This window comes from Paenibacillus campinasensis (assembly GCF_002272015.1).
GTDB classification, from domain to species: domain Bacteria; phylum Bacillota; class Bacilli; order Paenibacillales; family Paenibacillaceae; genus Paenibacillus_AQ; species Paenibacillus_AQ campinasensis.
This window is the reverse complement of the sequence record NZ_NPBY01000021.1, coordinates 177425-189187: the sequence shown is the minus strand read 5'-3', so window position 1 is coordinate 189187 and position 11763 is coordinate 177425. Positions and strand designations below refer to the sequence as shown.

Here is an 11763-nt window from a genome sequence, read left to right as displayed (position 1 = left end):
CATTCTTCCTCTGGATTTAATAGAATCCTTATCTGTATAAATATTCCAACTAAAGCGTACCTTATGTTGTCATATAATTCAACGGAATTATAAGTAGTTTCCAAAATTGTAAAATAAATAAACGATCTTCTCGCACATTTATCATAATTTTCCATTTTAATAAGATAGACAAAAGAAACGGACAATTTAAGGAGAAGGAGATAAGCTTGGTTTCATTTTCCCCTCTCCTTTTATTCCATTTTTCCCTCTGCCTTTCATTGAATCTTATCCTGGCTACCACAGCTGCCACAACTATCACCTCCTCCGCCACATCCTCCTGTCCCCCTGAACAAAAGGGATAATCGTGCAAGGGCAGAACGCCAGAACGCAGGCACAGAACACCTACACAGCCCCCGGGGCGACACTCATGAAAAATGCAGGCATAGAAAAAACCAGACCGGTGCGTCCGTCTCATCGGCACCTCGGTCTGGTTCATGTTTATTTACCTATTAAATTGTCCAAACGAACCGTGTATCCTTTGGACACATTTCCGGAATGGTCCACGGCTGTGAAGGTAATCGTATGGTTCCGGGGATTCTTCACCTCCGGCAGGAGCGCGGTCTGGATTCCGCGTCTTATTTCCAACGTTTCTCCGACTTGCTTCTTGTTCTTGAGCAGGCGGATTTGCACAAGCTCGCCATCCAGATCGTACGGTCCGTCCCAGTACAGCCGGATGTGCCCGTTCTCTCGCACCGCCCGTACATTCTCCACCTCGCCCGGCGGCACTTCATCCGTCACCGGCTCTGGCGGTGCGGTTGGAGCTGTGAATACGTCCGGATCACCGAACGTAAATTTATCCAGGTTATACAGCCAATCCGAACCTTTGAAGATCAGGAACACGATATGCTTGCCGGTGACGGGAGTCGTAACGTCCGCCGAGAACACCTGGAAATTCTGCCAGCCTCCGGTTCCGTTCACCGTCGCGGTTGCCATCAGCGGCCCGTTCGGGCTATCGAGCCTCACTTCAATCGTACCGCCGCTGGTGTCACTGGCCGCATGAACATGGAACTGTTCCGGGCTCGTGTCGCCAAAGTCGATGTAGTTGTACATGGCATAAGGCTGATTCGGTCCATACATTCCTGCAAGGTATGTCTGGCCTCCGCCCTGCTCCGTGCCGAACCCGTCGCCAATCGTATAGTGTTCCGCTTCCAGTTTGCCGAAGGCATCCCGCGCCGAGCCTTTGACCGTCGTAAAGCTGAACCAGTCCAGATTGCACGGGAAGTTCTGACCATTCGTACCGTGAAATACGAGATACACGTCATGGATGCCGACAGCCTGTTCATGATCGATCACCGCCATCAATTCAACCCACTGGTCCCAATCGCCCAGGGCCGGAACCTGGACGACACCGACGCTTGGTCCGTCCAGGCGATCCAGCTTCACCTCGATTGTTCCGCCCTGATGGCCGCTAGCCACGCGCATCGTCACCCCTGCCGCACCACTGTCGCTGCCGAAGTCAATGCCGCGATACAGCGCATGAGCGCCATTGGCAATGCCCTCCAAGTAACCGTGCTCAGCGTTCACGCTCAAGCCCGAGCTGCCGTCCAGACCATCAGCGCGCAGTTTGGCATACGCGTGAGTCTGGGTCGGATCGGTCTTCGTGAAGCGGAACCAATTCAGGTTAAACAAATATTCATCATCCGCCTCGGTAAACACCAAGTACACGTCATGGGTGCCGGTAACGGTCACCGGATTCCCCTGCTCATCCTTGAGCACCGCGACCGCATCGATGAATTGATGCCATCCGCCGGTACCCTCCACGCGGACGTTGCCTACCAGCGGGCCATCCAGTGCGTCGAGCCGGACTTCGATGTTGCCGCCGCTCGTTCCGCTGGCAGCCCGGGCGATAAATCCGGTCGCGCCATCCGAGCCAAAATCCACGTTCTTATAGGCGGCGAAGTGCCCGGCCTGGATGCCGCCAAGCTGAAGCGTGCCCTCCGCACTGCCCTCCAGCACGAACCCTTTACCGATGTTGTATCTTTCCGCTTCGATCTTGTCATAGGCGCTCCTGGCCGGATAACGCAGCGTGACCTCCTGCGGCTCCACCACCGTAAGCGCCTGAACCGCACCAGAGGATGACCAAGACTCATAGGTGCCAGAGCGCAGTTGTCCGACCCAGTTGCCGTCGACAATTCCCTCCTCGTTGCGGTGACTCCAGGCCATCGCTGTATTGAAGGCCAGCCAGGCATCGAATTCCCGTTCGAACTCGTCATAGAGGCCGCTCCCCTCATGGTCCAGCGCTTGCTGCAAGTATGCCAGGTTGCGGATCAAGATCGTTTTGCCGCCCTTCAAATCTCCGTTCGGCCCTTCATAATTAAGCAGCCGATTGTTGTCCACCAGCCGGTCCATCGTAAACCGGGCGCCCTTCACAGCATCCTCCAGATATGTCTCGTCCCCGGTTACCCGGTACAGTCCCACCGCCGAACCAACGAATGTCCCTTGATTGTAATGTGTTGAATCCGGGATGGGGCCGCGCGCCACCTCGATCCGGTCGAACACTTTGCCCTCCCCGTCGGTCAGCATCGTTTTGCTCCACCGATAGATGCGGGTTGCCGCCTCAAGATAATGCGGATCGCCCGTAAGTTCGTACAGGAAAACAGCCGTTTGGGCCGCCGGGAAATTAATGCAGGCGTTCTTCGTATCATGCTCGCTGTTCAGCCACCAAATGCCGCCGCCCGCAAACTCATCATCCCACTGGGTATCGTATACAAAATCAAAGTAATATTGTGCTCTCTCCAGGTACCTGGCTTCGCCGGTAATTTGATAGGCCCGCGCGCTCCCCATGGCCCACCACATAATGTCGTCATTAAACGGATTGTTCGTCCAATCCTCTCCGTACTTGGCGACTGTGCCGTCAAAGATGTCGTCAATCTGAGTGCGAAGCTGCGCCTTCAGCTCCGGGTCCGAGGTGTGAAGATACGCGTCCATCACCATCTCCCACAGCTCGGCTTCAACCCAGAAGCTCTGGTAGTTGTCGCCGCGGTTCGAGTCCGCCCAGAAATATTTGGCCTGCGGGTCCCAAAACTTGGCGTTGAACGCCCGGATCGCCGCATCCGCATCCGCCGGGCCGAACGAAGCGGCCTGAACCGGAGCCGCCCCGATTACCGATGTGAATAGAAGCGCCACAACCAGCGGCAGCGCCAACAACCTCCGTAACGACCTTGTTCCCAGATTCCTGTTCACAGCATAACCTCCATTTCGAACGTTTGATTTTGTCCCATCCTATCGCATCTTGATTTCAAGACCACACAGACTTAATACGAACTCCACAAACATGGCGTTGGACCAGGAGAACCACTCCCGGGTATACTGCGCCGGGTTATCCTTATGAAATCCTTCATGCACCAGCCCCGTGCCGGCGTCCGTTCGCTCGAACATATCCAGAATATCCAGCTTCTCCGCCTCCTCTGCGGCGGTCATGCCCTGAATAGACAAGGCGATATGCCAGATATAGTCCTTCGGCGTATGCGGACTGCCGATGCCCTTGGCGTAGGAGCCTTCGTAATAATATGGATTGCGGCGGCTGAGGATGAGCTTGCGTGTATTCATATACACGGGATCATCCTTGGCGCAATAATCGATATAAGGCAGTGACAGCAAGCTCGGCACATTGGCATCATCCATCAGATTGACCCCGCCGAGACCGTCGACCTCATAGGCGTATACCGGGCCGAATTCCGCATCCTCGATCAAGGCATGGCGCTCAATGCCCTGCCGGATATCCTCCCGCAGCGCACGGACCTCCTCCGCAAAATGCGCATCGCGGTAAACCTGCTCATTCACCTCCAGCAAATATCCCAGTACCACAACCGCAAACATGTTGGACGGCACCAGGTAACCGTACTCACAAGCATCATCGCTTGGGCGAAAGCCAGACCAGGTCATGCCGGTATAAGCGGTCTTGCCGGGAAGGGTATTGGTAGGGCCGCCACCCGGCCGCTCAAAGGTATACGGCGACAATTCCTCATGCCGCTGCTCCGTTCGCCATGTCTTGAGAACCAGCTCGGCTGCCTGCTTGAATTCGGCGGTGAAATGGCGGGTTTCCCCAGTATTCTTCCAATATAGATAAGCCAGTTGAATCGGGTAACACAGCGAGTCGACCTCGTACTTACGCTCCCAGATCCATCCGGACATATCGGTGAGATCGTCATGGTGACCGCGGAAATTCTCAAATTCATTAAATGCGTTGGCGTAAGGGTCACGCAGGATACATTCGCACTGCCGCTTCAGCACGCCTTCGATGATTTCCCGCAGGCCCTGGTCCCCGGCAGCCGGGATCAGATAAGGTCTTAGCTGATTGACGGAGTCACGCAGCCACATCGCCGGAATGTCGCCGGTCAGCATGAACACAGTCCCGTCCTCGTGACGACGAATGGTCGTTTCCAGCGTGTTATCGTAACAGCGTTTGAACATATCCACGATTTTCGGGCGATGCCCCATCGTCTGTTCCACCAAGGCAATCAAGTCCGCCTGGGTAAGGTGCTCTGTTATGGTCATTCTCCTCTGCTCCTCTGCTTGCGATTTACTCCTTTACCGACCCCAGTACGATCCCGTGAATGAGATACCGCTGCAAGAACGGATAAATCAGCATGATCGGAATCATCGACACCAGGATTTTGGCCGAGTTCAGGGTCGTATTGGATACCTTGTTGTATTGCTGTAATTGTTCAACCGTCATATTCTGCATTTGGTCCCGGGTCAGGCTTAACTGCTGCAGATAGGTCTGCAGCGGGATTTTGTCGCTGTCATTGATCAGCACGATCCCGTCGAAGAAGTTGTTCCAGTGCCCTACGATGACAAACAGCGTGATCGTTGCCAGGCTGGGCAGGGAGACAGGCAGGAAGATATGCCTCAGAATCCTCAGCGGCCCCGCGCCGTCGATAAAGGCGGCCTCTTCCAGCTCCTTCGGAATGCCGCGGAAAAAGTTCATCAGCAGGATCACGTTAAACACCGGCACCGCCCCCGGAAGCACCAGCGCCCAGATGGTATTGATCAAATTCAGCTCACTGATGACCATATACCAGGGCACGATCCCTCCGCTGAACAGCATCGTGAAGATAATGATCCACATGTAGACATTGCGCGACCGGAACTGCGAGACGTTGCGCGACAGCGGGTACGCCATCAGTACGGTGAGCAGCATGTTGATCGCGCCGCCCAGAACGACCCGCTCAACCGATACGGTAAACGCCTGCCAAAATTTCGTATCGTTTAGGATTTTGACATAGGACGAAAAGTTCAGATCGACAGGAAAGAAATACACCTGCCCGGCATTGACCGCGGTGCTGCTGCTGATCGAGATCATGATCGTGTTGAGCATCGGCGCCAGCGACAGAAATGCGATGACCGCGAGCGTGAACAGGATGAGCGCGTTGGCGAGCCGGGCCCCTATTGTTTGTGACTTTACCATAATGACACCGCCCCCCTAAAAGATCCTGTACCCGGCATATTTGGCCGCCAGCCTGTAAGAAATAATAATCAGCACAAAACTGATCACGGACTTCATGAGTCCAATCGCCGTCGCGAACGAATACTGCATGTTGATCAGTCCCATCCGGTACACAAACGTATCAATGATATCGCCAGTCTCGTATACAAGCGGGTTGTACAGGTTGAACACTTGGTCAAAACCCGCATTCAGCACATTCCCCAGGCTGAGCGTGCCCAGCAGCACGATGGTTGGGAAAATCCCCGGCAGGGTGATGTGCAGCATCTGCTTCCAGCGGTTCGCTCCGTCAAGCGCCGCTGATTCGTACAGCGACGGATTGATGCTTGTCAGCGCCGCCAAATAAATGATCGTTCCGTATCCGAATTCCTTCCATGTATCCGTAAAGATCAGGAGCGGGCGGAACCAGGTGTTGCTTGCCAGAAACATAATGCGCTCCAGCCCCAGAAACTCCAGCAAATTATTGACCATGCCATCGTAGGAAAAGATCATCGTTAGCATCGTCCCGAGCACAACCCAGGACATAAAGTGAGGCAAATAAACGATCGTCTGCACGGTGCTCTTAAACAGCTTCAGCCGCACTTCATGGAGCAGCAGCGCAAATACGATCGGCACGATGAGACCCAGCACGATTTTGCCTACGGCGATCACAATCGTGTTGATGAAGATCTGTTTGCTGTCCGGCAGCTGGAACATGTAAGTGAAATTGGACCATCCGACCCAAGGGGAGCCGAAGATCCCCTTGGCCGGAATGAATCTTTGAAATGCCATCACGGCGCCAAACATCGGTATGATCGAGAAGATAAACAGTGCAATCATGCCGGGCAGCAGCATCAGGTGATACGTGAGCCCATCCAGGCGCTTTCGCATTTTACGGCTGTTCGCCGGCACCTTCGTGCCGCGCTCTACACTTGCTTCAGTTTGAGCCATCTTATATCACATCCCGGGTTCCAAGTTATCGACCATTGATTTCAGCCATAATTTCGTCCCCGCCAGTGCGGTGCCAGGTGTCAACGAACTTGTCGAATTCGTCCAGCCCGGTTTCGCCCATAATGATTTTGAGGATCGTTTCCTCTTCCATCTTTCTCAGATTGGCCCACTTCAGCTTCATCGTTTCGGTCGTGCCGTAGAAAGCGCCCGGTATGACTTCGAGGTTCGGGTTGTTGGCTTCCCGCTGTCCTTCGATCCGGGAAAGGTATTCCCCATACGTGTTGGCATCCACGTCGTTGCCCTTCTCCTTAAACTCCTGGTAAGCGCGCAACGAGACAATCCGGTCTTCCTGAATCGACGAATCATCGCCGGATTCCTCCGCTTGCATAATGTCTTCATAGTAACGCTTCAGCACGTCATCATAGTCCACCTGCATCGGAATTTGCGTCGGATCGTTGTTCCAGCGGCTGTTGTCTGTCAGCAGCTCATCCGGATGATCCTTCTTGTACTGGACAGCGTCCTCGGTGAGCGAGTACAGGAAGTCCGTCGTCAGATTGATCGATTTCATAATCGCTTCCGGGTGCGGGTAATCCTTCTTCACCACCACGATCCCTCCGCCAATCGGATCTTGACGGATCGTCTTGAATTTCCCGGCATCATCGACAGGTGCGGATACAGCAACCCATTCCGCCTCCGGTGTCTGCTTGATCGATTCCTTGTAGTTGGTATAGCCGATCCACCATGGATTAAAGAGCATGCCAACCTGGCCGTTGATGACCAGTGCTTCCTTCTCTTCATTCGAGCGGACCGCAAATTGTTTGTCGATCAACCCTTCCTTGTAACGCTCACTTAGGTCCGCCAAAGCAGCTTTCATCTCCGGCTGCACCGATCCGTACACGGTCTGTCCGTCGGCGCCCTTGATCCATTGTCCCGGGAAAGCATTATAGACGGCGAACACCGGCGAGAAGTTCATCGCATTCTGGTCCATGATGAAGCCGCCGGTTTTGCCGGTGCCGGAAGCGTCCTTCTCCATGAAGGTACGGGCCAGGTTCCAGACATCATCCAGCGTCTTCGGCAGCTCGGCTCCGACCTTATCAACCCAGTCCTTTCTGACCCACAGCAGTTGGTGCTGGTTGCCGATGTTGGTCATCGGCAGACCCATAATTTTGCCGTCAACCTTGACCTGCTCCAGCAAGAAATCGCCATAGGAGCCGTAGATCTCTTTAATGCCTTCCGATGCCGTCTTCTCATAGACCTCGGTCAAATCGGCAATCAAATCGTTGTCCACCAGCTGGTTGAAGATTTCGCGGTCCACCAGCATGACATCCGGCAGATCGCCGGTTGTCATCGACAGCGACAGCTTCTGCTTCATATCATCAGTCTCCCAGGCTACCTTCGCTCTAACACTCACCCGGCTCTCTACATAGCGCGTGGCCAGGTTGTTCTCAATCGTGTCCCCTTCCGGCAGGTTGTTGACATGGTTCGTATTGCGGCCGATCGTAAACTCAACAGGCGTCTCATACTTGCCGTAAGGTTCAAAGTTCGGCGCGTTATTCTCCTGTACCGCTTCCTCGCCGCTGCCGCTGTCCCCTCCGCTGCAGCCGGCCAGCAGCATGCTGATGCAAACGGTGAAGATCAGCGCGATTTTCCAGGTTTTCTTCATATCTCTAACCCCTTTTCGTGTGATAGCTCGATTGTATCCGTTTTCAAAAGGGGCGACTATGCAACGTTTTTCGGATTTATAGCAAGATTTGCATAGCTTCATCGGGACATGACTGCCCGCTGCGGATCGTGAAGCTTCAACCAGGAGATAGAGCGATGGAAGGCATAATCAACCGACAGCCACCCTACTGTCCGTAAGGTAGCGTGATCGTGACCGTCGTGCCAAGCTGAACCTTGCTCTCCACGGTGAGCCCGTATTCCTGGCCGTAGTACAGCTTGATGCGGTCGTTGACATTTTTGACGCCGCAGCCGCTGCTGCCGCCCTCTGCAAGCAGCAATCGTGCCGCCTTCTCCGGAGGCATGCCGACACCGTTGTCATGCACGCTCAGCTTCAGCTCCTGACCCGTGCGATAGACAGAGATCAGCAGCAGCCGATCCTCATCCGCCATATCCGCAAACCCGTGCTTGATCGCATTTTCTACGATAGGCTGCAGAATGAAATGAATGATCTCCTGACCGAGCAGCTCCTCATCAACGTCGTACTCAGCCTCGAAACCGCCGTCATGCATAATCAATTGCAGATCGATGTAGGCCTTGATATTATCCAGCTCGTCCCTGACCCTCACCCTGGTCTTGCCTTTGTTCAGCGTGGTGCGGTAGAACTTCGCCAACGCCGAAACGATGTAGCTTGTTTCGATATCCTGTTTCTTCACCGCCCGCCAGTTCATGAACGATAGCGTATTGTACAGGAAATGCGGATTGATCTGCGCAATCAGCTGGTTGTACTCACTCTCCCGCTTGGCGATTTCCGCCTCATAGACCCGCTTGATCAGACAGTTGATCCGGCCGAGCATTTTGGCAATGCCGTTGGTCAGTTCACCGATCTCATCTCTGGAGGAGCTGTAGATGACGACATCGAGATTGTTCTGCTCGACTTTGTCGACCTTGTTCTTCAGCCGGACGATGCGGCGGGTGAAGTTGCTGGAGAAAATATAGATCAGACAGAACGTAATCAGCAGACTGAGCATAATGACAAAAAAGGTGATTTTAAAAATCGTCAGCGCATTCAGATAGGCATTGGCATGCGAGATCGTGTACTCCACCGTCCAGTCGACGTTGTGCAGCGGCTTGCGGAGAACGGTCGTTTCCCGCGTATCCATCGGCAGCGCACTGACATACACCGGCCCACGGTCCCCGCTGATGATGCTGACCGAGATATGCTCGGACAGCCGGCTCAAATCGGCAAACAGGCTGTCGTGATGGATCGCAATCACCATATAATTGCTTTCTCTCCTGTTGCTGATCAGCTGCTGCAGCAAATAGACGCGCCCGTCATGGACGATCCAGCGTCTCCCCTTCTCCCCGTCATACCAAGGCTGCTGCTTCAATTCCGCGAGCGGCAGAATGTTCCCGCGAATCCCGAGCAAATCCCCGGACACATAGAACGTAATATCTTCAATATCTTCATCCATCAATTTCGTCTGCGCAATCAGCGGGTCTACGACATCCCGCAGGTCAAGGTACATCCGGAAATAGTTGCTGTCATAGTCCTTGAGGAACACGGCAGAGAACTCCCGGTTCAGCACGAGGAACTCGCACAGCATGTTATAGCGGTTGATTTTATAGTCGAGGATGCTCGCGACCTGGTCCAGGCTGGACCGGGCTTCATTCTCCAATTCTTTCATCTGGGCATGGTATGACTGGTAAAAAGACAGCGTGCCCAGCAGCAAAATGGGAATCAGCGCAATAATCAGGTGGGAGAGCAGCAGCTTGCCGCGAAATTTCAAATCATTGAACATGCTCTTGATCAGGCGTATCATCATCGTTTGACCGCTTTATCTTTCCCGGTATTGCAGCGGGCTGACGCCGTACTTGTTGCGGAACAGCTTGCAGAAATACGACGGATTGTCGATGCCGACAAAGGCCGCAATATCGTTGATTTTCATGTTGGAATGGAGCAGAAGATAATCGGCTTTGCGCAGGCGGTAATCCGTAAGGTATTTGGAGAAGTTAACGCCGGTCTCCTTTTTGAACAACAGACTCAAGTAGCCGGGAGACAGATAAACCTCATTCGCCGCCTCGGACAACGAGATGTCCCGTTGATAATGGTCCTTGATGAACTGCTTGACCTGCCGGATCACCTTCGATTCCTCCGTCTCGTGGTCGGGATCGGTATGCGGCTTCTCCTGGGTCACTTGCTCCATGACCTCCAGAAATTCGTCGATGTCCAGCGGCTTGAGCAGGTAATTGACGACCCCGAGCTTGATCGCGCTGCGGGCATATTCAAACTCGCCGTACCCGCTGCAGATGACAATCTGCAGGTTTTCCTGCGTTTGTCGGGCCAGCTTGCTCAGCTCCAGGCCGTTCATCATCGGCATCCTCACATCCGTAATCAGCAGATCCACGGCATAAGATTTAAGGATTTCTCCGGCTGCGGAGCCGTTGTCCGCTTCGAGGACATGACAGGGGAACTTGTATTGATGGATCAGGTTTTTGATCCCTTCCCGTTCCGTTGCTTCATCATCAACGACCAGTACATTCATCATCCCGAAACCTCCCTCTTACGGTTGATCACGCACGCGCTCAAGGGCAGCAGCTGCCTCAAGCAGCATCAATCCGCTAAGCTGGACACTGAGCTGCACCGGCAGCTGCGGTGGCGCATCCCAGCCCGGACCGCACAGCAGCGGCGAAGGCTGCATGCCTGCCTGCCACAGACGTTCCGCGTTGGCCAGAATGATGCTGCGGACACGCGGAACAGCCGGGTCGAAACGAAGGAGCTCCATCAAGTAGCGGATCAGGATGCCCTTGAACAGTCCGGTATCATCGATGCCTTCATCGGGCAGCAGCCCGCTGTCCGGGTCGGCAAGCACCTCGAAGCAGGCCTGCGCCGTCCGCCGGGCGTCCTCCATGTAGCCGGCTTCGCCGGTGCACAGATACAGCTCGACTCCAGCGCTGATGAACACACCCTGGCAGTAGGTAAACTTCCAGTCCTTATCGATGCGGCCATCGCCCAGCCGATTGACGCCATCCCAGACAAAGCCTGTCGACGGATCGACGAGATGGGCCTTATTCCAGTCGTAAATGCGCATGGCCCAAGCCAGGTCCGCTTCATCGCCGAAACGCCGGAACAGCCGGGCCGCCAGTATGGCGGCCGGCGCGTTGGCCGGGGTGTTCTTGTAATCCAGCTGATCCTTCTTCCAGGCCATCCCGCCGCCGCAATGCTCGTTCCACGCCGTCTGAATATCCAGCCACAGCTCCAGCGTTTTCTCCTTGTACCACGGATCGCCGAATGCATCATATGCCCGCAGCAGCGCCAGCGCTGTCCATTCCATATCGTCATAATAGTTATGCTTGAACGTGCCTCCGTTATACTTCTCCAGACTGCGGCAGAAACGCCCGATTTGCGCCGGCAATTCCGGATCGCCACTGCGCTCCCAGGCGTCTACCAGAACGTCGAGGACATGGGCTTGCCACCAGTAATAGAAGTTGTCATCCGGCCGATTCTCCGTGCGCGGATACCATTGATCGAGAATTCCTGTGTCTTCATTCATGTAGCAGGCAAACAGGTCCCGATGCATTCTGGCTGCCCGATCTGCCCAGACGCCCCCTTGCGAGGATGTCAGGTGCTCGTCTTGCATTCCTTGCATTCCTTGCATTCCTTGCATTCCTTGCATTCCATGCATTCC

General features: G+C 54.4%; 9 protein-coding genes. All 9 read right to left on the bottom strand.

Translation table 11 applies throughout. The features are described 5' to 3' along the window. Positions 1 to 61 precede the first annotated feature (61 nt). Positions 62 to 289: a hypothetical protein gene (locus tag CHH67_RS07010; protein ID WP_144029247.1), complete on the bottom strand. Its 228-nt coding sequence runs from the start codon at positions 287 to 289 to the stop codon at positions 62 to 64. Positions 290 to 477: 188 nt separating this feature from the next. Then, on the bottom strand, positions 478 to 3222 hold the full coding sequence (locus CHH67_RS07005; protein WP_095264367.1) for a carbohydrate-binding protein: 2745 nt from the start codon (positions 3220 to 3222) through the stop codon (positions 478 to 480). 39 nt (positions 3223 to 3261) lie between these two features. Continuing rightward, a complete protein-coding gene (locus CHH67_RS07000) occupies positions 3262 to 4536 on the bottom strand; it encodes a glycoside hydrolase family 125 protein (RefSeq protein WP_155617548.1) in 1275 nt (424 codons plus the stop codon). A gap of 25 nt (positions 4537 to 4561) precedes the next feature. Next, entirely contained in the window at positions 4562 to 5449 is an 888-nt protein-coding gene (locus CHH67_RS06995) for a carbohydrate ABC transporter permease (protein ID WP_095264365.1), read from the bottom strand. Between the two features lie 15 nt (positions 5450 to 5464). Beyond that, positions 5465 to 6355, bottom strand: a complete 891-nt coding sequence (locus CHH67_RS06990) for an ABC transporter permease (RefSeq protein ID WP_095264417.1) — start codon at positions 6353 to 6355, stop codon at positions 5465 to 5467. A gap of 85 nt (positions 6356 to 6440) precedes the next feature. Then, entirely contained in the window at positions 6441 to 8078 is a 1638-nt protein-coding gene (locus CHH67_RS06985) for an extracellular solute-binding protein (RefSeq protein WP_095264364.1), read from the bottom strand. Positions 8079 to 8262: 184 nt separating this feature from the next. Continuing rightward, positions 8263 to 9900 carry a sensor histidine kinase gene (locus CHH67_RS06980; protein ID WP_244908116.1) on the bottom strand — a complete coding sequence of 546 codons (1638 nt, stop codon included), beginning with the start codon at positions 9898 to 9900 and terminating at the stop codon, positions 8263 to 8265. Positions 9901 to 9912: 12 nt separating this feature from the next. After that, entirely contained in the window at positions 9913 to 10623 is a 711-nt protein-coding gene (locus CHH67_RS06975; RefSeq protein WP_095264362.1) for a response regulator transcription factor, read from the bottom strand. Positions 10624 to 10638: 15 nt separating this feature from the next. Then, entirely contained in the window at positions 10639 to 11742 is a 1104-nt protein-coding gene (locus CHH67_RS26145) for a glycoside hydrolase family 76 protein (protein WP_244908115.1), read from the bottom strand. Positions 11743 to 11763: the final 21 nt, after the last annotated feature.